The sequence below is a fragment of the Legionella quinlivanii genome, from assembly GCF_003265995.1.
GTDB classification, from domain to species: Bacteria; Pseudomonadota; Gammaproteobacteria; order Legionellales; family Legionellaceae; genus Legionella_C; species Legionella_C quinlivanii_A.
This window is the reverse complement of record NZ_MVJN01000016.1, coordinates 1-22,845: the sequence shown is the minus strand read 5'-3', so window position 1 is coordinate 22,845 and position 22,845 is coordinate 1. Positions and strand designations below refer to the sequence as shown.

The following is a 22,845-nucleotide window of genomic DNA, read 5'->3' as shown; positions in this document are numbered from 1 at the left end:
TAAAAAAGCCCTGCAGTCTGATACTGCAGGGCTTCTATTCTAAATGACGCGCATTAGGCTTTGGCAGCTTTCTTCTCTTTTTCTTTGGCAATTACTGCTTCTGCCACATTAGCTGGGCAAGGAGAGTAGTGAGAGAATTCCATTGAGAACTGGCCTCGACCTGAAGTCAGGGTACGTAAGGTACTGATGTAACCAAACATTTCTGAGAGAGGAACATCGGCTTTGATGCGAACACCCGCAGCACTTGGCTCCTGACCAGAAATCATACCGCGTCGTCGGTTCAAGTCACCAATCACATTACCCACATCTTCTTCAGTGCTATACACGTCAACCTTCATAATAGGCTCAAGCAGCTGAGGACCCGCTTTAGGTATGGATTGACGGAAAGCGCCTTTCGCCGCAATTTCAAACGCGATTGCTGAAGAGTCTACCGAGTGGTATCCACCATCAGTCAGATTGATTTTAACGTCTAATAAGGGGAAGCCGGCCAATGTACCTGAATCCATCATTGAACGAAACCCTTTCTCAATCGCAGGGAAGAACTCTTTAGGTACGTTACCACCGACAACAGAAGTTACGAAAGTGAATCCACTATTCGGCTCACCTGGTTCAATCGTGTAATCGATTTTACCGTACTGTCCAGATCCACCTGATTGCTTCTTGTGAGTATAGCTGTCGTGAACCGTTTTAGTGATGGTTTCACGGTAAGCAACCTGAGGTTGACCCACTATCAGTTCAACGTCATAGGTACGCTTCAGAATATCCACTTTAATATCGAGATGCAGCTCACCCATTCCACGAAGAATCGTTTCACCGGAATCTTCATCAGTCTCAACCCGGAAGGTAGGATCTTCAGCAACCATCTTGCCAATGGCAATCGCCATTTTTTCAGTAGAAGTCTTGTCTTTCGGTGAAACCGCAATGGAAATTACTGGCTCAGGGAAAACCATCGCTTCCAGTGTACATTCGTGATCCGGATCACAAAGTGTGTGACCTGTACGAACGTTTTTCATACCGACGATAGCAATAATGTCGCCTGCTTCCGCACTTTGCAATTCATTACGCTCATTCGCCTGCATTTCTACCATTCGGCCAACGCGTTCTGTTTTGCCGGTAAAGGAGTTAAGAATAGTATCACCTTTATTCAATCGTCCTGAGTAAACCCGGATGAAGGTCAGCGCGCCATAACGGTCGTCCATAATCTTGAACGCTAGAGCACGGAATGGTTCATCAGGAGAAACGATAGCGAACTCACCATTTGGCTCACCTTCAGCATTAGTCAAAGGCTGCGGATTCACTTCATGAGGAGCAGGCAAGTAATCAACGACTGCATCCAGCAATAATTGCATCCCTTTATTCTTGAAGGCCGAACCGCAATAAGTCGGGAAGAAAGCAAGTTCGAGCGTACCTTTACGGATACAACGCTTGATATCTTCAATGGACGGCTCTTCTCCTTCCAGATAGGCCATTAATAAATCATCATCCATTTCCAGCGCAGTTTCGATAAGCTGAGCGCGGTACATCTCAACATCATCGTGCATATCAGCCGGTACATCAGTAACCGTATAATTTTCTGGCTGTCCTGATTCATCCCAGATGTAAGCTTTACGGGTTAATAAATCAACTACCCCTTTGAAACTGTCTTCAAAGCCTATCGGCAGGGTCATAATCAGTGGGTTTGCACCGAGTACCTTTTTAACCTGTTCAGTGACATTGATAAAGTTCGCGCCGATACGATCCAGTTTGTTTACAAAAATCAAACGAGATACTTTAGAATTATTCGCATAGCGCCAGTTGGTTTCTGATTGAGGCTCAACACCACCTGAACCACAGAATACACCAATACCTCCATCGAGTACTTTCAGTGAGCGATAAACCTCTACAGTAAAGTCGACGTGTCCTGGGGTATCGATAATATTGAAACGAGTACCTTTCCAGTAGCAACTGACCGCTGCTGACTGAATAGTAATTCCGCGCTCGGCTTCCTGTTCCATGAAGTCGGTTGTTGACTCCCCTTCGTGGACTTCACCCATTTTGTGGATTCTGCCGGTGAGCTTGAGGATCCGTTCGGTAGTAGTGGTTTTTCCAGCATCAACGTGGGCGAAGATGCCGATGTTTCTATATTGATTTAAATCAGCCATAGCAGTCTTATACACTTTAAAAAGGGTTAAAAATAGTCCGGCATTATACAGCACTTTATTTAGATTTACAGCATAAGTTTATCTAATCAGTTCATTTTTTTCCGAACGGTGATATGGATCCAAATCTGGCCTTGCCAAAAGGTGGTCAAGGAAGATTCTGGCAGCCCTGTTGAGTAATATATGGGCGATGTGACTTAATTCAAACCTCGGCCACTTTTGCAGTAAAAACTTGTTTAAATCTTGCCGAAACAAACGCTATCCAGATAAAATCGGGTTTTTATTTTTGATAAAAACCTATGCGCGCTTCTAATCCCATCAAAATATTATTTACGGCCATTGCGGGCACAGGTCTGCAATGGTACGACTTTGCACTTTTTGGTTATTTCGCCCCGATTATCGCCTCAAACTATTTTCCAAAAGAAAACCAGTTCGCAGCGCTGCTTAGCGCCTTTGGCGTGTTGGCGGTAGGATACCTGCTAGCACCGCTAGGCTCCTTATTTTTTGGTTATATTGGCGATCGCTTCGGGAGGAAATACGCCTTAATGCTAAGTATCCTGGCAATGGCCGTTCCTACTGCCCTGGTGGGATTAGTACCGTCTTATTCTGCTATCGGAATAGCGGCGCCCATTATCATTACTATGCTGCGAATCCTGCAGGGTTTTGTTGCCAGCAGTGAATATACAGGCTCAACCCTGTTTTTAATCGAACATGCGCCGGCCAACCGAAAAGCCTTATACGGCTGCCTGTCCAGTTCCGCCTATAGCCTGGGCTCAATTGGAGCGGGGCTTGCCGCTTCTCTCTTTACCGCATCCTTTATGCCCGACTGGGCCTGGCGTCTGGCATTCGTGCTGGCCGGTATTTTAGGACTGTTCATTTTCTACTTAAGAAACTCACTTGAAGAAACCCCCGAGTTTATCCAGATTCACGAGGCAGAGAAAAAAAGACAGCCCTTTCTGGCGGCTCTTCGCGAAAAACCCTTGGCCATACTGGGAGTGATTGGACTCGCCTGGTTAACCGGCATTATGACATTTGGCACCTATGTTTTTTCAGCGGCTTACCTGCATCACTATTTTAATATCCCACTAAGCTTCGCCACCCTTGCGATCAGTTTTGCGTTATTAATCGACGCATTGATTGAACCCTGTTTCGCCTGGCTGGCTGATAAAACGGGGCATTTAAAAATTATCATCGCGGGAATGCTCGGTATTATACTTTTGGCAATCCCTGCCTATTATTTATTATCCTCAAATAACAGCTTATTCATAGTACTGGCATTAGTCATTCTGACTCTGCTCATCGCCATTACGTTCTCGCCTTTGAACGCCTATATGACTTCCCTGTTCCCCCGTTCCTATCGTTACAGCGGTTTTGGGGTCGCCTTTCATATCGGTATTTCGGTGTTTGGCGGCACGGTACCTCTGGTTATGATGTGGTTAACCGAGAGAACCGGGAATCTAATTGCTCCAGCCTGGTATTATATTTTTGGTGCCGTTATCGGTCTTATCTCTGTAGGGGTTTGTGAGTTAAGCCGTTCGCGGCAACCCCGGCAACAGGCCGAATTAAAGTTACATAACCGCCAGGAACTATATGATTAAAATCGGCCTGTTAAAAGATCAGCCGGAAAAACTCTCACAACTAGCTCAAATCTGGCATAAGGAATTAGCCTCGATCTGGGCTCCTGAGTTTTCAATTGCTCAAGCCAAAGAACGCTTTACTACTCATTTAAATGATAGTGAAATGCCATTGACCCTGGTGGCGATTGTTGATGATCAGGCAGTGGGGATGTGCAGTTTGCGGCAAAATGATGGAATAAGGCCTGACTTGTGCCCTTGGTTAGGGGCATTGGTAGTTGACTCTGATTACCAGAGACAAGGTATTGGACGCTTGCTGATTGAGGAAGCAAAAGAGAAAGCCCGCGGCATGGGATACACGGAATTATTTCTTTTTTGCTTTGACCCAACAATCCCTGCTTATTATGAAAGACTGGGCTGGAAAAAAATTGCAATGGATCACTGTCGAAATCTTCCGGTCACGGTTATGGAGATTTGTTTAAAATAATTGTAACTTCCCCGGTACGTCATCCTGCCGGTACGTCATCCTGAGCGCAGCGAAGGATCTCAAACTGCCTGGAACTAAGCCAGATTCAGGAGATCCTTCACTGCGTTCAGGATGACGTAGCGAGGGAGTTACAAAGACCACAGTTTCTATTGTTTTAAGGGAGTTTAAAGATGGAAGTGAATCAACCGATTGTATTAATCGCAGCGCCTGAGGTGCTGGCGATTCCAGTGGTAGAAAATCACAATCCGCTGATTGATATTAAAGGGGACAATCGAATCCTCATTGGCCCATCACCGGAGATCCCTGATAATACCGATTATACCCAAATGCGCGAGGAAGTGTTTCACCGGCTGCTCAAGGCTCAAAGTTTGTTACCCGCCGGACTTCAGTTCTGTCTGTATGAAGCCTATCGGAGCCTGGATTTACAGAAAGCGCTGTTTGATGAGCGCTACGAGCAGCTACAGGCTTTACATCCTGATTGGTCTCACGAAGAGCGCTTTAATGAAACCATGAAGCTTATTTCACCTGTAATTAATCTGGATGGAACTAAAAATGTTCCTCCTCATGGAACTGGCGCGGCGATTGATGTCTATCTGCTTGACGAAAACGGAAAGCCTCTTGACATGGGTATTCACCCCAAAGACTGGATGACGGATATCGATGCGCATATTTCAACAACCAACAGCCGCTCTATCTCCGAAAAGGCCCGCGCCAATCGCGACATCATGAGCAGGGCTTTATTATCTGCGGGTTTTGTCAATTATCCAACGGAATACTGGCATTGGTCCTATGGAGATCGCTACTGGGCATTTATGACCGGCCAGTCACAGGCCTGTTATGGCTGCGTGTCATCGTTGATTCGCTGATTTCATTTATCAAGGCTTACGACAGGCCTTGATAAAGAACTTCCCTTTGCTATCAAAGCAATAGTTCCTCCGCATCAATTTCTTCGAGATATTGATGATAGGACTGTACCCTTTCCTCATGGACATCAAACAAAATTGGGCCTGACACATAGGAATAGAAGTAGGTATGATTAGCGTCCAGCCTTTGAGCAGGAACCAGGCAGGAGAACCAGTCATTCCATTCGGGCATATTGTCATCTTTCTGCCAGTAACATGGAATTTTTAAACCCCTCGACAATTCATCCAACACGGTACTGCTCGCTCCATTGCGCTCAGCCAGATTAAAATGGGTTTCCAGATCAGCAAGTGTTTTCATGACTAGGAAGCTGACATTCGCATCGTCGTCTAAAAGCATAAAACTGCCCGAGTAATCCGCGAGATAATATTCCACAATCCCTTTTTCTCTGCATAATTGACGGAAAAAATAGCTGAATTTTGGATCACGCAAACAATGGGGAACAGGAATGTTAAGCATTCGGACAAGATTATCCGACATCGCCTGAAAATATTGCTGTTGCAGCTCATTAATACTTTTAGTAATCAATTCCGCAGCCTGCGCATCACTTTTATGGATGTAGCGATGGATTAATCCTTCATTAAAAGCCTGAATGGCCAGCTTCTCATCCGCTTTTCCAGTCAAAAGAATTTTTTTGATATTGGTGTTGGCAAGACGACGGCAGAACTCCAGCCCATCCATCCCTGGCATCGCATAATCGACAACTATAACCGACACTTCGGTAAATCGGTTGCGGTTGTAGATCTCGGCATGAATTGCCGCCAGATTATCATTCATATTCAAACTGGTGGAATGACCTTCTCTTATCTCTTCAATCTGATCAGTACAGCTCTCGTTCAATGCCTCTAACTGGCAACGTTTTTTATCCAGAAAATCGAGTGCGTCGAAAGGAGAATCAAATATGCGATATGCCAATCCCTCATCGAGTTGCAAAACAAAATTCAGCAGAAAATCCCGGCTATCATCGATAAACAATGCGGTGCTTGGAAAATAACAGGTAGGTATTGAGAGATGTTGCATGGCTCCTCCTGAGCAAGCGTCCTTTATAAAAACCTACATACATGGTGAGTTACAAGAGCCATGTCCCTTAATTACTGTTTTTCAGCGAAGGTTGATAGCGGCAATTTTCGCTTTTACTCAACCCGCTAACACTAAAATTCCTAATGACTGTCTATAAAAATAACATGATTGTTCAATTTTTCAAATAAAACAGGTGATTAATTTTCACGATTGCATCCTCATAGGAGAACTATTAATTAGGATGTCTCCTGGCTAATCGGAAAAAACAACATAAATTGGGTAAATTCGCCCACTTTGGCTTCACATAAAATATCGCCTCCAAATCGATTCATAACCAATTTGCAAAAAGACAATCCCAGGCCTGTTCCCATATAAGTGGTGGTATAAAAATGATTAAAAAGCCGATTTAATTGTTCTCGGGTCATTCCTTTGGCCGTATCTTTAAAATAGAGGCAATTATACCGCTCGCCACTTACAGCCCAGATATGGATATCCCCTTTTTGGGCGGTAGCTATCGCATAAAGGGCATTTTTTAATAAATTAAATAAAACATGCTGCATTAAAAGCTTAGACCCCTTAAATGTGAAATTACCTTCCCAGTAAATCTGATTACGCTCGGCAGCTGATTTAAAAGGATAGCGTTGCAATGCTTCCATTACACATTCAGCTATTGAACACTCTTCAAGCGCACAGTTTTCAAGTGATTTTTCGCGGCCTGCTTTAACCAGCAGCATATCAATAATGGTATTCGCATAATCAATCTCATGAATAATACGCTCCTGAGTACCGGCTATCTGCGCAATACGGGCTTCACGAGCCACAGGTTCGAGCAGATTATGCTGTCTCGCTATATAATAGGCCTGAATTAAAACAGGTAGATACTGCTCGATAGCCTTGGTACCGCTTTTTATACCGAGAAGGGGCGTTCTGAGTTCATGAGCAATCATTCCTGCTGCCGCAAGAATCCCATCCAGGCGCTGCTGCTGGAGTAAAGAGGTTTTATAGTTAACTGTTGAGCCGGCAATAATCACAAAAATGATCATCACCAGCATTTCTATATGTTCCTCCCCAAAATAGGAGATCGGCGAACTAAAATAATGAAGCAGCAAAGCCGCACTCCATCCAATCGCTACCAGTAGCAATAACACCGGCAGCTCCACCAGAAGCACCAGCAAAAAAATGCTGCATAAAAGTGACATGGCGGAAATGACACTGGCATTGTTCATTAAAAAGAAATAGGCAAAGAAAAAAGACAAGGCATACAGCAAACAGAAAAACCAGTAGGCAGGCAGAAAGGGCTTTAAGCGAACAGGCCAATAATTTCCCAACATGAGTCCCAAGCCTAGCAGACTCCCAGCCAAACGCCATCCCAGTGCTTCATAAGGTTGAGGAAACCACTCAGTCCAAATCCAGTAAAACACGGGAAAACTGACAAAAATAATGAGGCCTAAGGGGAACAGTTGATGTGTGGCATACAGCGAGTTGTACTGAATCGCCTTCTTAAAATAAGCAGTTAATCCTCTGAGCTTCATCACGATACTTTCAATCCTTGAAAGAGCCTGTACTGGAAATCTCTCTCTAACTCTCTTACCAACAAGCTTTAAATTGTTAAATAAGCTGTAAGCCAAAGTCAACTGGCGGATTGTAGTCAGAGTTAAACGATTTGTCTTTAGCGCTTAGTCTTCTCTCATGTTATCATAGACTTTTGGATGAATTTGACGAACATGGCGCGAACCCTACGTATTGCAACCCGAAAAAGTCAGCTGGCCTTGTGGCAGGCTAATTATATAGGTAAACAACTTCAATCGCATTGGCCAGATATTTCCTACGAACTGGTGCCGATGCTCACCTCAGGTGATAAATTTACCCAAAGCAAATTGCAAACTCTGGGGGGAAAAGGCCTGTTCGTTAAAGAGCTGGAAGAGGCTTTATTGGACAAGCGTGCCGATTTAGCCGTTCATTCGCTCAAGGATGTGCCGGCAGAGCTTCCTCCTGCTTTGCACCTTCCTGTTATTTGTAAACGGGATAATCCTCTGGATGCGCTGGTGAGCACGCAATTTTCCAATATGAATGATTTACCCGGGACGGCTCGAATCGGTACCAGCAGCCTGCGCCGGCAATCGCAGCTTTTGGCCTGGAAACCCGGTCTGGAAATCGTTCCCTTGCGTGGCAATATTAATACTCGTCTGGAAAAGCTGCAGAATGAATCCCTCGATGCAATTATTCTGGCAGCCGCAGGCCTGGAACGTCTGGGCTTAGAACATGTCATCTGTGAAGTCATTAATCCTGCGCTGATGTTACCCGCTTGCGCCCAGGGCGCGCTAGGAATCGAGTGCCGGGAAGACGATCAGGAGTTACTTGGCCTTTTAAGCCCTTTAAATGACGAATTGACGACGGCTTGTGTGAAAGCGGAGAGACAAGTCAATGCACTGCTTGGCGGTAATTGCCATGTGCCTCTGGCAGTTTTCTGTCAACCAGCAGGTGAAGGCCAGTTGCATCTTCAGGCCAGAGTTCTAAATCTCGATGGAAGCCAGGTAATTGCCGATGAGCAGTCAGGAGCTATCGAAGCGGCAACAGCTATCGCAGAGTCCTGTGCTGAAAACCTTCTGAAAAATGGCGCTCGGCAATTACTTTTAGTTCACTCCTGATAGACTTGTCCGGTTTAAGGGTTTACCACTCACCCTGTCAATTGCTGCGGGTATGGCAGAATAATGAAGTCGATATTATACTGTTTACTAGTCAGCAGGGAATGTACAATAGTTTTAAGCGCAGAGAAATAATCACACCCAATAATAAAATTCTGGATAGTCTGTATCAATTCAAACAAGGATTCGCCAATGACCACAAAAAATGAATCTCCTCAATCCCAGCCCCTTGAAGCCAGCCCGCAGCAAAAGGCTAAAACAGCCTCTACTTCAGTCTACGAGCAACATTTTGCAACACTGATTATTGGCCTGGCTGCAGCGATTGCCCTTATTTTATCGCTGATTAGTTTTTTCAAGGTGAACCACTTCCAACAGTCCGCAGGCGATCAGAAAGGGAAGTTACAGACAAGATTTGCAGCCCTTGAACAAGAGCAGACAAAGCTGACAGCCAATTTGGCAAATCTCGGCCAAACCCTGCAGCTCTCAAAAGAAAGCATTCAGCAACAGGTAAGCGATTTAAATCAAAGCCTGCATAAGGCCTTGCGGCAACGCCATTACCAACGGCAGGACTGGCTGCTTCAAAAAGCGAAATATTATCTGGAACTGGCTCAAATTAATGCCCACTGGAGTGACAGCCAGGAAACAACAATCGCACTTCTGCAAGCAGCGGATACCGTTTTGCAGGATGTGTCTGATCAGCAATTATTCAAAATCCGGCAAACCATTGCCACTGAGATTACGGCAATCAAGGCGATACCCAAACTGGATTTGGCAGGACTTCTGAGTCAGTTAGATGCAGCTCAGCAAATGGTTTCCACCCTTCCTCTTAAACAGGGAATTAATAATCTTTCTGAGGAGAACGTGGCCCCTGCTGATGAAGACTCATCCAGTGCCTGGAAATCCAAATTACGTGAAAATATGAAATTGCTTGAAAAATTAATTGTCGTTCGTAAACACGATGATGATGTAGAGCCTATTCTTTCTCCGCTGCATCAGGAAGCGTTGCGAGAAAGCATTCGCATGAATCTACAGGAAGCCCAATGGGCTTTACTGGAGCATAATAGTGCCGTCTACACCCAATCACTCAAGCAAGCTATTGAGGAAATTAATCGTATTTTCGATGTTTCCGCAAGTCCAACGCAGGCCTTGCTGAGTGACTTGCAAAAGTTAAGAGGAATTTCGTTGGAAAATCAACGCCCCCTGGTGAATGGATCACTTAATTTGTTAAACCAGTTCATCGATAACCAGAAAAACTCTACGGTCAATCAATCGACCCCGGATGGAGCACAGCCATGACACGACTAATTATTGGGCTGGTCGTTTTACTGCTTGCAATAGTTCTTGGTATCCAGTTGAATCATGATCCAGGTTATCTGCTAATTGCTGTGAATCACTGGACTATAGAAACTACCTTATGGTTTGCTATTTTGGGAATCATTCTTTGTTTCTTTCTTTTGCACTGGCTGATTCTTTTTGTACAAAAACTATGTCATTCGCGCTCGAACTATCGTGCCTGGCGTGCCCGCCGGCGCGCACAGATTGCACAGGCCAAAACGAGAAAAGGGCTCATTGAGTTTAGCGAAGGATACTGGGATGCAGCGAAGACCCATTTAATCAAAGCGCTTCCCGATACCGATACCCCCTTACTAAATTATTTGACCGCGGCCAGAGCTGCCCAGGAAATGGGAGATAGCCAGTTAAGAGATGATTATCTTCGCGAAGCACAGCAGTCCATGCCTGAAGCACGAATAGCCGTGGAACTGACCCAGGCGCAGTTACAACTGGCTAATCAGCAGTGGGAACAGGCCCTGGCCACCCTGCGACATCTGCAGGACCTGGCACCACGTCATCCCTATGTATTGAAACTACTGATGCACCTTTACCAGGAAGTTCGTGATTGGCCACAACTAATAGCGCTGCTGCCAGAGCTTAAACGAAATAATATTATCTCAGCCGCAGAATATGAGCAGTTACAGCTACATGCCTACAAACAGGCGATGGCTGATTGCATCCGTCTTTCCCAGCGAAAGGAACTGGATGCATTGGTACAGAGCCTGCCGAAAGCTATTAAAGATTCTCCTGATTTGATGGCACAATACTGCAGTTATCTGATTAAAGACAATCAACAGGCACAGGCCGAAGCCATTTTGCGCCGCAGCTTACGCAAGCAATTTAATGAGCAACTCATTAAACTTTATGGCCAGATCCATGTGAATGAACAGCAGCTACCGTTCGCTGAAAGTTTTATCAAGAAGCACCCGAACTCCTCTGTCCTATTGTTGACCCTGGGACGCTTATGTATTGCCCAACACCTTTGGGGTAAAGCGCGCAGTTATTTTGAGAACAGTATTGCTTTGCATCCAAGTCCGGAAGCTTACGCAGAAATAGGCGCCTTATATGAGCGCTTTGGCGAACAGCACGAGGCCTGTCAGGCATTCAGGCAGGGATTGAAATTAATTGATGGAAGTTATTTCAACGAATGAGTTAGGCTATTTAAGCCTGAACAGCAATCCAGAGTTAAATCTGGATTGCTTTATTCATAAAGCAGTCTGCGTGTAGAGAATTAACGCTCATTCGGTGAGCAAGCATCCTCGCAATACTCAAGGCTGCTTTCTACCTGTATGGTGACATGGGTAATATTATGGCTTTTTTCCAGCATGCTAACCACTTCCCGACGCCTTTCATCGCTCAACACTTGCTCAGGCATCCACAAATGCACCGAAAGCGCATTTTCACGAGTACTCAAAGCCCAGATATGTAAATCATGCACCTGCTTTACCCCGGGAATCGCCTCCAATTGATCCCGCACAGCAATCAGGGAAATGCCAGTGGGCACACCATCAATTAATAATCGGAAACTGTCTTTAAATAATGACCAGGTTCCTTTAATGATGATCACTGCAATCAAAATACCCACCACGGGGTCAATCCATTGCCAGCCGGTCCAGTAGAGAATAGCCGCAGAAATGACAACACCCACTGAAATGAAGGCATCATACAAAAGATGCAGGAAAGCGGATTTAATATTCAGATCGTCGGTTCCCTTCATAAACAGGGCGGCAGTTGCCCCATTGACCAGAATTCCAATCGCGGCCACAATCATGACCGAAACCGCCTGCACTTCTGTTTCTGAAAATAACTTATAAACCGCATCGGTCGCAATAATTCCACAGGTGAAAACCAGCAAAATCCCATTAGTCAAGGCTGCGATAATAGAGGTCTTTTTCAAACCGTAAGTGGTTTTATCGGTCGGACTTCGTGTCAAAAGACTATTGGCTATCCAGGACAATATCAGGCCAAGCACGTCACCCAGATTATGGATAGCATCCGCCAGCAAGCTTGATGAATTAGCAATAATAGCAAAAATAATCTGACAAACCACAAAAATGCCGTTGGCAACTATCGCAATTAAAAAGGCTCTGCTATAAGCGGGAGCAGGATGGCTGTGTCCATGTGAGGAATGATCATGGTCGTGGTGAGAGTGTTTGTCCTGAGTAGTCATTTTTCATCCTGTGGTTTTGCATTGATACTTTCATTTTCATAATAGTTTATGCCGATTTTGATTCGCTCACGCTCATTTTTCTTTCGCCAGGCATTAGTATCTCGCAAAGAGTACACGCAGCCGCAATACTCCTGTTTATAAAAATTTTCACGCTTGGCAATTTCATACATGCGTGCGGCTCCGCCGTCCTTGCGCCAGTTATAGGTCCAATACACAATTCCAGGATAGCGGCTGGCTGCCCGGGTGCCTGAGTCATTGATCTGATTCATATCTTTCCAGCGGGATATCCCCAGCGAGCTACAGATCACCGGAAAATCATGCTCATGAGCATAAAGCGCTGTTCGCTCAAAGCGCATATCAAAACAGGCAGTGCAGCGTTTACCACGCTCAGGCTCCCACTCCAGGCCTTTAACGCGTTCAAACCAGTTATCCTTGTCATAATCGGCATCGATGAATGGAATATTATGCTTTTCTGCGAACGCTTTATTTTCCTGCTTGCGAATTTCATATTCCTGCACAGGATGAATATTGGGATTATAAAAGAAAATAGTAAAATCAATTTCTGAAAAAACCAGCGCTTCCATCACCTCCCCTGAACAGGGAGCGCAACATGAGTGCAACAATAGCTTGCCGGCCTCATTGGGAAGAGTTAACTGCTCACGTTTATACATGCGTGTCACCTGATAAATTAATAAAGTGCTGCCGATAATAAGCCAGCTCGGCTATTGAATCTTTAATGTCATCGAGCGCCAAGTGCTTGGATTCTTTTATGAGGCCATCCATTAACCGGGGATTCCAGCGCTTGACTAACTCTTTTAAAGTACTGACGTCCAGATTGCGATAATGAAAAAACTCAGCCAGATTTGGCATATATTTATAGAGAAAACGCCTGTCCTGGCAAATGCTGTTCCCACACATTGGCGATTTTCCGCGATCCAGATATTGGCTTAGAAAATCAATAGTTTTCTGCTCAGCCTGCGCCTCGGTGATTTTGGATTCTCGTACACGCTGTACCAGGCCTGACTGATTATGCTGCCTCGTATTCCATTCGTCCATTCCGAGAAGCAATTCTTCACTTTGCGAAACAGCAAACACCGGTCCTTCTCCAAGAATGTTAAGCCTTGAATCGGTTACAACCGTTGCGATTTCGATAATACGATCAACCTCTGGATTTAAGCCAGTCATCTCCAGGTCAATCCAAATCAGATTATTGTTATTTCTCATTATTTTTCCAAAATTTTACAATTAAGTCGACACAAGCCACTCGATGCGCATGCAATCCAGTTTTAATGTCTGCCCCTGTGTAGCCTTGCTCAATTAATTTCTGAGCGGAAATTTTAGCACATTGTTGCAAGGCATATCGCCAGTTTTCAATTTGTTTATATTCGCTTTTCTTGCCTCGGCCCTGTGCATCAGCCTGACAAGCCAATAGCAACTGCTCAAATAGTTGTGGTCGTCGAAAGGCATCAGCCCGCTCCATTACATTCACAATAGTGACCGGCCTCAATTCTCTGATTCGATGGATCAATAAATGCAATCGAGATACCTGAACCGCTAATTTGCGATACTCAGCCGGAATTCTCAGGCGTTGACATAATTGTTCAATTATTGGAACTCCCCGCTCCTCATGCTGACGGTGTTTGGGCCACTCTTCCATTGGCGTCGCTGTTTTTCCCAGATCATGAACCAGAGCCGCGAAACGAACCAGCGGATCGCTTGTTAATTCAGTTGACCTTGCCAGAACCATCATGGTGTGCACACCGCTATCAATTTCGGGATGATGATGCGGCGGATTAGGCACTCCAAACAAGCGATTGATTTCGGGCAACACGATTTCCAATGCCCCACAGGTCCGCAATGTTAAAATAAAGATCTCGGGATTTCTCTCCGTCAGACTGCGTTGCCATTCCTGCCAGACTCTTTCGGCAATCAAATGATTTAACTCGCCATTTTTCGCCATTTTATACATTAACAACCGCGTTTCATCCGCCAGCTTAAACCCCAGATGATGATATCTTGCCGCAAAACGTGCGACTCTGAGTACTCGAACGGGATCTTCAATAAACGCTGGCGACACATGCCGCAGGATTTTTGCTTCAAGATCACGTTTACCCTGATAGGGGTCAATAAGCTTGCCAGCTTCATCCATCGCCATGGCGTTGATTGTTAGATCCCGGCGCTGCAAATCCTCTTCCAGGGTGACTTCTGGCCTAAAATCACACTCAAATCCATAATAGCCGTGACCTGACTTACGTTCAGCTCTTGCCAGTGCATATTCTTCGCGCGTTTCGGGGTGTAAAAACACCGGAAAATCACGCCCGACTCGATTGTAGCCTTTTGCTAACAAATTTTCCGGGGTTGCCCCAACTACTACCCAATCTTTCTCAGCGACAGGATAATTTAATAACTGATCGCGGACAGCGCCTCCTACTAAATAGATTTTCATTAATAAAATCATCCTGGATGTTGTATAATAGCTAAATGATAAACAGCGTAAGATTGAACAACTACCATGTAGTACCTCTCATAATTATAATCCAATTATTGAGTGGCTATTCAGGATAGCGAACCGTTCAGGATTATACATCAGCTTTCCCTTATGAGTAAAAGACGAATAAATAAACAGCAAGCAGCCCGTATTCAGAAAATTCAGGCTGATTTCCTGGAAGAAACACATCCGCTGAACGACTTGAATCATCAGGGATTAGTGGTCACGCGCTATGGAAAGCATGCCGAAGTGGAAACCGAAAAGGGCGAAATTATTCATTGCCTCATCCGGCCCAATATCGACTCGCTGGTTGCAGGTGATCAGGTTATCTGGCAAGTACAGGGAGAAACGCAAGGCGTTATTGTCAGCCGGTTTCCAAGAAAAGTGGTTTTAGAAAAACAGGACAAACGAGGATCAAAGCCGATTGCGGCCAATATAAGCCAGCTAATTATCGTGGTCGCCCCCAAACCAGCGATTACCTGGTCGCTGCTGGACAGCTATCTTGTTATTACTGAACATTTAGGTTTGAACCCCATCCTCTTGCTTAACAAGACTGATCTGGAATGCGCTGACATTAAAGCAGCCTTCGTTTATTACAAATCCATAGGCTATCCAGTTCTCTTTCTTAGCAATACTGAGCCTGACAGTTTTTCTTCTCTGGAAACACATCTGATAAATCAGATCAGCGTGTTTGTAGGACAATCCGGGGTTGGTAAATCATCAATTATTGCACAGATTTTACCGCATGAAAGCATTCAAACAGCCGAAATCTCGCTTAGCTCCGAATTAGGATGCCATACCACCACAAATTCCCGATTTTACCATCTGCCCAAAGGCGGTGCTTTAATTGATTCTCCGGGAGTACGGGAATTTGGTCTTTGGGAAATGCCGCGGCAGGATATTATTTATGGTTTTCGAGAAATTCGCAATTTAACATCCAGTTGCAGATTCAGAAATTGCGATCATCAGCAAAGCCCCGGCTGTGCAATAACACAAGCCGTTTACGATGGAAACATCTCAGCTAAACGTTATGACAGCTTTTTAAAAATACTAACGCAATATGCAGTGGATCTTTAAGTTCTTTAGACTAGCTGTACACCATAGTCGTTTGGTTAACAGCAAGAGTACTTCTTCGATCAGGAATGGGCTTGGTAAGAAAGGCTGCATACTGAAAGCTAAATGTTTTTTTATCTTCCATCTTTGATTCACCCAAGGTCATGACCTGATCTTTAAATGAAGCCGGGCTAACCGGTTCATCGCAGTTACTCACTACAGTATTATCCTGCACTGCATTAGAGAAAAATCGGGGGCTCGCGGCTCTCGTTTTAACTACTTGAATTTCACTTCTCATTTTAAGAAACTGACCGCTTAGTATGTTAAATGTTGATTTCACTTCAGTTATAGTCTGTTGTTTGTTCGCGGTTCGCAGCTGTCGCAGAATTTCATTCTGCACATCAGGTTTTAATTGATGCAGGAAGTTCTGAAATTTAATATTGATGCGAATCCAGATTTTATTTTCATTTTCCTTTTGCAGCATGGTCTTTAAAATCTGATCCAGGAAATTCAATAATAATTCTGGCTCGGCCTCTTTGGTTTGAAGACGCGGCATCAACATATTAAACAATAATTCGGGCTCAAAACAGCTGACTGTAGATGGACTGAATAACCTTCCCGTTTGTATACTTTGAAGCCAGGCTTTAGTCTCTGGAAAGCGCAACCAGGCAGCTTTTGTCAATGCGCCTGAAACTATATCCAGTACCATGTAATAATCGAATTGAACGTGTTCCTGTTCGTCGTAGTTAATAAGATGTTTTAATTTATCAAATATCTCTTCACCGGTGGTGGTAACATTGTTCTTGCAATCCCAGAGATCCAGTCGGATTTCAGGACCATATTTATGAAAAGTATGAGTCATTAACGAGACCAGAATGATTCGGATCCTTCTTAAGCATTCGTCTTCCGGTAAACTGTCTTTATAAGCGCGTTTCCAGGAATTGTTTCTAAGATACAGCATATCCATGCTATCAGACTGTTCTAACTCATCATTGAAATACTTAAATGAATGGTCACTAACCAGCTTTGCGAAAAATCGGCCACCGGTGGCCATACACAGGTTTTGTTTTTCCCAATCCCCATTGTCCTGCCCCCAAATCTGCTCAAAAATTTCCTGGAAGGTGAATTCATCACGCTCCAAAGTAATGCGCTGTGAATTAAGATTTTGTTGCTCATCTTTCGGCAATTGCTTAAAAAATTCACGAAAAGTTGCATAAGCCTTAGCAGCATTCTGTCCCTGCGTTCTATAATCATCTACTGTGTTAGCCAAAAGCCCATTATTATAGACACTGCCTTTAACAAGCTCCCTCACGGCGTCGACAGTGGATTTAAGTAATGGAGGGTTGGGATCCTTCCTTACCTCTTTATTAAAATAATTCATATACTCACTGGCGGCAAAATTCAGGCGTTGAGTTTCTTTTGGAGTTAATGGAAGCGGGGGCTCGATACTGCAATTTAAAAAAGTACGCCGCGCAGTGTGTTGGTTGACACAATTACTGAGATAAATCAGGTAACGGCCATTTTCAGACAAAATATAATGAGACAATGGATAATGGGTTACTGGATCACCGCTGATTAGCTCAATATCATTTTCAGGAGCCAAACTGGGAATTAAGAATCGATAATAATTGGATTCTATTAAAGCGGCACCAGCCAGATTCTGTGCCAGAGCAATCCAGGGCTGATTAACTCCATTCTGCAGCCTTAAATAGTCATGCTCCTTATCAACTACCGCTTTAAAGCGCTCAGCATATAAATCTCTTAGCTTTTGCACTAGCTCCTCACTGGGCCGAGCATCCGGCAAGGATTCGCTAGTCTCCGATATTAATTGATTTAGCGTTGGTAAAAGTTCCGCTGGACAACTGGTTTGCAATTGATTCAAGATTTTTTGCAATGCGGCATTGTCGAAATAGGGACCTAATTTACGCGTCCTGTACACTGAGTCCAGAGCGATATTTTTGACAATTAACGAACCATCCTCACATAACCATTGACTCATGGCTATTATCCAGCAGAGATCGAGTTTTTTTTCCGATAGGTCAAGGAGAATATCCAGCAAATATTTTTCTTTATTTTCGGCGGTAAATTTAAGGCCGTAAAAATGATTCGCATCTTCAATACTGGCTAATTTCAGTTGAAGCGATAATTGGCCATAAGCCTCGTTGAATCGCAGCGTCGTCTCCGCATGCTCTGCATCCAGCAACAGATAAGTTTCCAGAACCGCGAGCAATAATGGTTTGAGAGCCTGGAGAATTTTACCTTTCTTTTTCCATTCTGGTGCGGCTTCTCTTATCAGATAGTCCCAGAAACTCTGGTAAATCTGATCTTTCCAATCAAAGGACAGTTCCCCTTTTCGGCTTCTCAGCCTTAAGAGCTCCTTCAATGTCATAGGGCGAGGTCTTAATTTATTGTAGGTATCATAGCTATACAGTGAATGAGCATCCTTTTGTATTGTGTTGAATAAACCCAATACCCGATGCCAGGATTTATCGTCATCACCTATAAAAATAGTACGGGGATCAAGCTCATTACTTAAACGCGTGAGCAGATCAGGTTCAACATGATCAATCAAAACTGGAATTAATATTTTCAGATAAGGAATGTTAAGCTCAGTGCTTAATTCCCTGGCAAGTTCCACCCAAGGCAGATTGGCCCCTCTCGGATCGAAGGTGTAATTCAAATCCTTGTCGACGACTTCCTGCCAGCGCTTATTGAAGTAGTCCAGCAAACAGTTGATCTGGGCGTCCTTGATTTGTTCAGTTTCAGAGGACGCATTCAGAATCGCGAAATCCTCTTGCATGGAGGTAAGCAATTTTATATCGCAAGGCTCTGCGATAGATCTTAAATCTTCAAAGAATTGATGCAAACGGCTTACTAGCATACAAAACACATCCCTTTGTAATGATAACCTATTCTACTTCATTCAATTTTTAGATTCGAGTAGCTATCTAACTATTTTGAAGTGGATTACAAGTCAAATGATAATGATAATCATTATCATTTGCAATACCCCCGATAGCGTTCAGTAATTTTAAAGCAGCATTTTAACCTGTATCTGACTCAAGGTTTGCCGGGCTTTGGCGCGCGCTTCATCTATAGAATGTCCAAGCGCCAGGCATACGCCCATTCGCCGCTCTCCATGCAGTTCAGGCTTACCAAAAAGTCTGATTTGTGTATCAGGGAGTTCCAGTGCTGACTGAAGATCGTATTCGATATTCTGACTATCACCATTAGCCAGCAGAGCAGCGGAAGCCGCCGGCCCATATTGTCTGATATGTGGAATTGGCAAACCTAAAATAGCCCGAAGATGTAAGGCAAACTCCGACAAGTCCTGAGAAATTAAAGTGACCAGTCCCGTATCATGGGGCCGCGGAGAGATTTCACTAAAATACACCTCATTTCCTTTAATAAAAAATTCAACCCCAAAGAGACCAAATCCGCCCAAGGCGTCGGTAACCGTTTTAGCCTGCTGCTGGGCTTGTTCAAGAACCTGTGCAGGCATTGGATGCGGCTGCCAGGATTCCCGATAATCTCCCTGAATCTGCAAATGGCCGATGGGTTGGCAAAATGAAGTGCCTTGCCGATGACGAACGGTGAGCAAGGTGATTTCATAATCAAAATCAAGAAACTCCTCTACGATGACGCTGCCTTTCATACCCCTTGCCCCTGCAAGAGCATCCACCCAGGCAGCCTCGACCCCCTCCGGATAACGAATGATGCTCTGCCCTTTACCAGAAGAACTCATGGTGGGCTTCACTACGCAAGGCAATCCAATCTTTTGGATCGCCGCCTCATATTCTTCCTGAGTATTGGCAAAGGAATAATGAGAGGTTCGCAATCCTAACTGTTCCGCGGCAAGACGGCGAATACTTTCCCGATTCATTGTGGAATGGACCGCCTGCGCAGTAGGCGTAACCACATAGCCTTCATTTTCCAATTCAAGCAAGGCGCTGGTGGCGATCGCCTCAATTTCGGGCACAATGAAATGTGGGTTTTCTGCTTTAATCAGGCGGGTCAGCGCTTCTCCATCGAGCATGGACACAACGTGCGAGCGATGCGCTACCTGCATCGCCGGTGCATGCGCGTAGCGATCCACTGCAATCACTTCGATACCTAGACGCTGCGCTTCAATGGCAATCTCTTTGCCCAACTCGCCGGCTCCCAGCAACATTAAACGAGTCGCTGAACCAGTATGCGGTGTGCCTAACAGGACCATATTCTCTCCATGAGTCAGTCGAAGCTTTAAGATTATCTTACTGCAAGCAAATCATTTAGGAAACGGGAATCAAGGTAAACTCTTCAAAGCTATTGGAAACTGTATGTTCTATGGCTAAAAAAGACGAAAATATTACGGATGAGCGCATTCGTGCTCTAGCAGCAGGCGCTGAGCCACAGACTCCATTAGAAGAGTTTATCCAATGGGAAACACGAAGCGGCAAGCCCCTGGCTCCACACTGCAAAATGACCAATTTTCATCCAAACACGCTGGACTCGCTGGAAAGTAAGTGGGATAATCCGCTGTGCAAATTTATTACTTATTGAAGAATAAGAAAAACCTATATCTAATTTTTTACCAGCTGACAATCAATTAGAAAAAGAAGATGTATTAAGAATACTGGAGAGATTACCTGTGTTAGTAAATTCAACCTTGAGACTCGAAGCAAATAAGCAAACTATCAACCATGCCGTATTGTGGTCTACCGGACAAACAACGCAGTCGAGTGCAACTGTAACGGTTATCTCATATAAGAATACAATTTATCTCATAACGAATGCCCATGCTGTTGTGAATGCCACGTATCTGAAGGTTAAATTTGACAAGGGTTCAGCACAAGTGCCTGTTCGTGCCTGCTGGGTTGATCCGGTAATGGATCTGGCAATTCTTGAAACAACCAATACAGAAGATAAAGCCTTTCTTGAAAGTAAAATTAGTGCGTTAACAATAGAAACAACATTTCAGACTAAGGGTAAAGAAGTGAGTGCCTATGGTTATCCGGCGGGGGGAACGAGCTTGTCATTCACAAAAGGACATATCTCAAGAACCCAGATATCTACAATCGCACTTTCTGGTCTCCCAGGTATAACCGTGCAAACCAGCGCACCAATTAATCCAGGTAATAGTGGAGGACCAATTACTATACAAGAAAGAGAGAGTGGTCAAGAAAAATGTATTGGAATAGTCACACAGGGGTACAGTTCACTTAGTAGTGTTGCTTATTTTATCCCGGCAATCACTGTGGTGAATACTATAAATGCCTATAGAAAATTCGGGAAACTTAAATCGGCAGGGTTTATTGATTATGTCACAGTGCCAGCGCTGTCTTTTAGTTGGCAAACTTTAAAAAATGCAGCTTTGCGTGCAGTACTTGGGCTAAGCGATGCCAACAGCAAGGACTTAACCGGTATATATGTTAATAGGGTGCCTCAGACCTCCTGCGCATATGGTATATTAGAGCCTGGCGATATTATTTTAAAGATAGACGGGCATTCAATTCAATCAGATGGCTATGTTGAAGTCGAGGAGTTAGAAAATTCGATAGATTTTCGTTATCTTATCCAGCGCAAAGTATATGGCAGTAAATTGGATCTGGTTGTCTTAAGAAAAGAATCAATCGTTGAAGGAATTGACGATGCGGTAATAGACGAGTTGAGTACATCATCGGCGCAAGATTTAAATGTTGAAGCATCTGCCAATGATAAGAACGAGAGGCTTTGCGAATTAACACTCACCGTTGTATTAAACCGACAATTAGGCCGCCAGAGACTGCTGGGATTCAGACAAGACAAACCTATTAAATACCATATCCAGCCTTCTGGAAAAGATGGCGCCTTTGTTTTTAGCCACTGTACGGCTTCAATGATAGAAGGATTCACAACCCGTTATAATGCTGGGGGTACGGTGATTAGCGATAACTCCAAAAGGCCCCGGATGTTCGATGATTTTGAGGCTCTAAGCCGAAGTAAAGATCTCGGCGAGATAGTTGTATTACATTCCATACTAACCTCGGAAGAAACCGATGGCTATGATGGTTTTGCCTTAAGCAGCGGTGCAAGTTGTATAAGTCATCGCATTGTGCGAGTGAATGGTCAGCCCATTCGTTTTCTAGCTGATTTAGTGCTCGCTTTACAAAGTGATCCCGCCAAACCTGCAACAGTTGAGTTTGACAATGGGAATATCCTGTGTATCGCGCCTGTCGCTGACGAGGAAACTATAAGCCGAATACAATCGAAATATCAAATTGCATTCTTTACGAGCAAAAAGCTTGCAGACACGCTTAAGCCTATGAATAAATCAGAGCATACGTCCCTATTTAAACAGATTCAACAGACTGGAAAAAGTCAAAGGAAACGTTCAGCAGATCAGTTACATGACTCCTCTGGGATGTTTATAATCCCAGGTGAAAACCAGGATCCGGAGGGAGAAATACTTGAAACAAAGATAAGACGATTAGATTACGTCTGAATCTATCCAATAGTCGATTAAACAAATCAGGATGATGCTGTTTTACATGTAACATATGATGGTCCATTTACTGCCAGTGGCAGGAAGTTGATTCTGGGAAATGGGATTACAGTAGGCCATCAAGCCGTTCTGCATGCCTGTCATATAGAAGATTACTGTCTGATCGGCATGGGAGCATTAATACTGGACGCTGTTCATGTGGAGCATCATGTTATGATTGCTGCAGGCAGTGTAGTGTCACCCGGGAAGCGCCTTTTATCCGGCTACTTATATCTTGGTAATCCTGCGCGGCAAGTTCGGCCGCTCACCGGGCAGGAGTTGGAACAACTCGAATACTCAGCGAAACATTATGTCAGATTAAAAGATATGTATCTGAGAGACTGATTTGCCCTCTCCCCAACCCTCTCCCAGAGGGAGAGGGGGTAGTCGAAGTACATAGGTACTGCCATCAAGCCAGGCTCAACTGGATATACACCGGTACAAAAAGAACCGTCATTGCGAGCGTTAGCGACGCAAAGACGACAGGATTCCGTCTGCAGGAAGGTTTGGAGGTT

General features: G+C 44.4%; 18 protein-coding genes and 1 pseudogene. 10 read left to right on the top strand and 9 right to left on the bottom strand.

All coding sequences use genetic code 11. The features are described 5' to 3' along the window. Positions 1-53: 53 nt before the first annotated feature. Positions 54-2,141, bottom strand: coding sequence for an elongation factor G (gene fusA, locus B1207_RS15470; protein WP_112220819.1), 2,088 nt, complete (start codon positions 2,139-2,141; stop codon positions 54-56). Between the two features lie 296 nt (positions 2,142-2,437). Between fusA and B1207_RS15465 the strand changes: the two genes are divergently transcribed. From B1207_RS15465 to B1207_RS15455, 3 genes are all read left to right on the top strand, one after another. Further along, positions 2,438-3,736 (top strand): MFS transporter, encoded by a 1,299-nt coding sequence (locus tag B1207_RS15465; RefSeq protein WP_112220785.1) that lies wholly within the window; start codon positions 2,438-2,440, stop codon positions 3,734-3,736. After that, positions 3,729-4,199 carry a GNAT family N-acetyltransferase gene (locus B1207_RS15460; protein ID WP_112220784.1) on the top strand — a complete coding sequence of 157 codons (471 nt, stop codon included), beginning with the start codon at positions 3,729-3,731 and terminating at the stop codon, positions 4,197-4,199. Before B1207_RS15465 ends, B1207_RS15460 begins: the two co-directional genes overlap by 8 nt. A 170-nt stretch (positions 4,200-4,369) precedes the next feature. Further along, positions 4,370-5,065, top strand: coding sequence for a M15 family metallopeptidase (locus B1207_RS15455; RefSeq protein WP_112220783.1), 696 nt, complete (start codon positions 4,370-4,372; stop codon positions 5,063-5,065). 52 nt (positions 5,066-5,117) lie between these two features. Here the strand turns inward: B1207_RS15455 and B1207_RS15450 are convergent, their stop codons facing one another. Both B1207_RS15450 and B1207_RS15445 read right to left on the bottom strand, forming a co-directional pair. Beyond that, the gene (locus B1207_RS15450; protein ID WP_112220782.1) at positions 5,118-6,140 is read right to left on the bottom strand and encodes a response regulator; all 1,023 of its coding nucleotides are present in this window, start codon (positions 6,138-6,140) and stop codon (positions 5,118-5,120) included. 236 nt (positions 6,141-6,376) lie between these two features. Beyond that, on the bottom strand, positions 6,377-7,672 hold the full coding sequence (locus tag B1207_RS15445; RefSeq protein WP_253255899.1) for a sensor histidine kinase: 1,296 nt from the start codon (positions 7,670-7,672) through the stop codon (positions 6,377-6,379). A 192-nt stretch (positions 7,673-7,864) separates the two neighbouring features. Here B1207_RS15445 and hemC point away from each other — a divergent pair, with 192 nt between their 5' ends. The 3 genes from hemC (at position 7,865) to B1207_RS15430 (ending at position 11,268) form a co-directional block, all read left to right on the top strand. Beyond that, the gene (hemC, locus tag B1207_RS15440; protein WP_253255895.1) at positions 7,865-8,788 is read left to right on the top strand and encodes a hydroxymethylbilane synthase; all 924 of its coding nucleotides are present in this window, start codon (positions 7,865-7,867) and stop codon (positions 8,786-8,788) included. A 189-nt stretch (positions 8,789-8,977) separates the two neighbouring features. Then, positions 8,978-10,081, top strand: a complete 1,104-nt coding sequence (locus tag B1207_RS15435) for a uroporphyrinogen-III C-methyltransferase (RefSeq protein WP_112220779.1) — start codon at positions 8,978-8,980, stop codon at positions 10,079-10,081. Next, positions 10,078-11,268, top strand: a complete 1,191-nt coding sequence (locus B1207_RS15430; RefSeq protein WP_112220778.1) for a heme biosynthesis HemY N-terminal domain-containing protein — start codon at positions 10,078-10,080, stop codon at positions 11,266-11,268. Before B1207_RS15435 ends, B1207_RS15430 begins: the two co-directional genes overlap by 4 nt. A gap of 80 nt (positions 11,269-11,348) precedes the next feature. Here the strand turns inward: B1207_RS15430 and B1207_RS15425 are convergent, their stop codons facing one another. The 4 genes from B1207_RS15425 to B1207_RS15410 are packed head-to-tail and all read right to left on the bottom strand — an operon-like array spanning position 11,349 to position 14,733. After that, positions 11,349-12,287 (bottom strand): cation diffusion facilitator family transporter, encoded by a 939-nt coding sequence (locus tag B1207_RS15425; RefSeq protein WP_112220777.1) that lies wholly within the window; start codon positions 12,285-12,287, stop codon positions 11,349-11,351. Next, on the bottom strand, positions 12,284-12,958 hold the full coding sequence (locus B1207_RS15420) for an epoxyqueuosine reductase QueH (protein WP_112220776.1): 675 nt from the start codon (positions 12,956-12,958) through the stop codon (positions 12,284-12,286). The genes B1207_RS15425 and B1207_RS15420 overlap by 4 nt, the downstream gene beginning before the upstream one ends. Further along, positions 12,951-13,511, bottom strand: coding sequence for an oligoribonuclease (gene orn / locus B1207_RS15415; RefSeq protein WP_112220775.1), 561 nt, complete (start codon positions 13,509-13,511; stop codon positions 12,951-12,953). The genes B1207_RS15420 and orn overlap by 8 nt, the downstream gene beginning before the upstream one ends. Then, on the bottom strand, positions 13,501-14,733 hold the full coding sequence (locus tag B1207_RS15410; RefSeq protein WP_112220774.1) for a multifunctional CCA addition/repair protein: 1,233 nt from the start codon (positions 14,731-14,733) through the stop codon (positions 13,501-13,503). Before B1207_RS15410 ends, orn begins: the two co-directional genes overlap by 11 nt. A 153-nt stretch (positions 14,734-14,886) precedes the next feature. Between B1207_RS15410 and rsgA the strand changes: the two genes are divergently transcribed. Continuing rightward, complete coding sequence (gene rsgA / locus B1207_RS15405) at positions 14,887-15,852, top strand: ribosome small subunit-dependent GTPase A (protein WP_112220773.1); 966 nt, start codon at positions 14,887-14,889, stop codon at positions 15,850-15,852. 10 nt (positions 15,853-15,862) lie between these two features. On the opposite strand, the gene B1207_RS15400 is transcribed toward rsgA, so the two are convergent. Together B1207_RS15400 and purT are read right to left on the bottom strand one after the other, a co-directional pair. After that, positions 15,863-18,709, bottom strand: coding sequence for a hypothetical protein (locus tag B1207_RS15400; protein WP_112220772.1), 2,847 nt, complete (start codon positions 18,707-18,709; stop codon positions 15,863-15,865). A 150-nt stretch (positions 18,710-18,859) separates the two neighbouring features. Further along, positions 18,860-20,044: a formate-dependent phosphoribosylglycinamide formyltransferase gene (gene purT, locus B1207_RS15395; protein ID WP_112220771.1), complete on the bottom strand. Its 1,185-nt coding sequence runs from the start codon at positions 20,042-20,044 to the stop codon at positions 18,860-18,862. Positions 20,045-20,154: 110 nt separating this feature from the next. Here purT and B1207_RS15390 point away from each other — a divergent pair, with 110 nt between their 5' ends. From B1207_RS15390 to B1207_RS15380, 3 genes and pseudogenes are all read left to right on the top strand, one after another. After that, on the top strand, positions 20,155-20,370 hold the full coding sequence (locus B1207_RS15390; RefSeq protein WP_112220770.1) for a hypothetical protein: 216 nt from the start codon (positions 20,155-20,157) through the stop codon (positions 20,368-20,370). An 88-nt stretch (positions 20,371-20,458) separates the two neighbouring features. Next, positions 20,459-22,291, top strand: coding sequence for a S1C family serine protease (locus B1207_RS15385; protein ID WP_172458324.1), 1,833 nt, complete (start codon positions 20,459-20,461; stop codon positions 22,289-22,291). Between the two features lie 27 nt (positions 22,292-22,318). Next, positions 22,319-22,675 (top strand): annotated as a pseudogene (locus tag B1207_RS15380) (gamma carbonic anhydrase family protein); the annotation flags it as partial. Positions 22,676-22,845: the final 170 nt, after the last annotated feature.

Bases quoted from the DNA above. Each gene is read 5' to 3' on its own strand.
- fusA (WP_112220819.1), bottom strand. From the start codon at position 2,141: ATGGCTGATTTAAATCAATATAGAAACATCGGCATCTTCGCCCACGTT.
- B1207_RS15465 (WP_112220785.1), top strand. From the start codon at position 2,438: ATGCGCGCTTCTAATCCCATCAAAATATTATTTACGGCCATTGCGGGC.
- B1207_RS15460 (WP_112220784.1), top strand. From the start codon at position 3,729: ATGATTAAAATCGGCCTGTTAAAAGATCAGCCGGAAAAACTCTCACAA.
- B1207_RS15455 (WP_112220783.1), top strand. From the start codon at position 4,370: ATGGAAGTGAATCAACCGATTGTATTAATCGCAGCGCCTGAGGTGCTG.
- B1207_RS15450 (WP_112220782.1), bottom strand. From the start codon at position 6,140: ATGCAACATCTCTCAATACCTACCTGTTATTTTCCAAGCACCGCATTG.
- B1207_RS15445 (WP_253255899.1), bottom strand. From the start codon at position 7,672: ATGAAGCTCAGAGGATTAACTGCTTATTTTAAGAAGGCGATTCAGTAC.
- hemC (WP_253255895.1), top strand. From the start codon at position 7,865: ATGGCGCGAACCCTACGTATTGCAACCCGAAAAAGTCAGCTGGCCTTG.
- B1207_RS15435 (WP_112220779.1), top strand. From the start codon at position 8,978: ATGACCACAAAAAATGAATCTCCTCAATCCCAGCCCCTTGAAGCCAGC.
- B1207_RS15430 (WP_112220778.1), top strand. From the start codon at position 10,078: ATGACACGACTAATTATTGGGCTGGTCGTTTTACTGCTTGCAATAGTT.
- B1207_RS15425 (WP_112220777.1), bottom strand. From the start codon at position 12,287: ATGACTACTCAGGACAAACACTCTCACCACGACCATGATCATTCCTCA.
- B1207_RS15420 (WP_112220776.1), bottom strand. From the start codon at position 12,958: ATGTATAAACGTGAGCAGTTAACTCTTCCCAATGAGGCCGGCAAGCTA.
- orn (WP_112220775.1), bottom strand. From the start codon at position 13,511: ATGAGAAATAACAATAATCTGATTTGGATTGACCTGGAGATGACTGGC.
- B1207_RS15410 (WP_112220774.1), bottom strand. From the start codon at position 14,733: ATGAAAATCTATTTAGTAGGAGGCGCTGTCCGCGATCAGTTATTAAAT.
- rsgA (WP_112220773.1), top strand. From the start codon at position 14,887: ATGAGTAAAAGACGAATAAATAAACAGCAAGCAGCCCGTATTCAGAAA.
- B1207_RS15400 (WP_112220772.1), bottom strand. From the start codon at position 18,709: ATGCTAGTAAGCCGTTTGCATCAATTCTTTGAAGATTTAAGATCTATC.
- purT (WP_112220771.1), bottom strand. From the start codon at position 20,044: ATGGTCCTGTTAGGCACACCGCATACTGGTTCAGCGACTCGTTTAATG.
- B1207_RS15390 (WP_112220770.1), top strand. From the start codon at position 20,155: ATGGCTAAAAAAGACGAAAATATTACGGATGAGCGCATTCGTGCTCTA.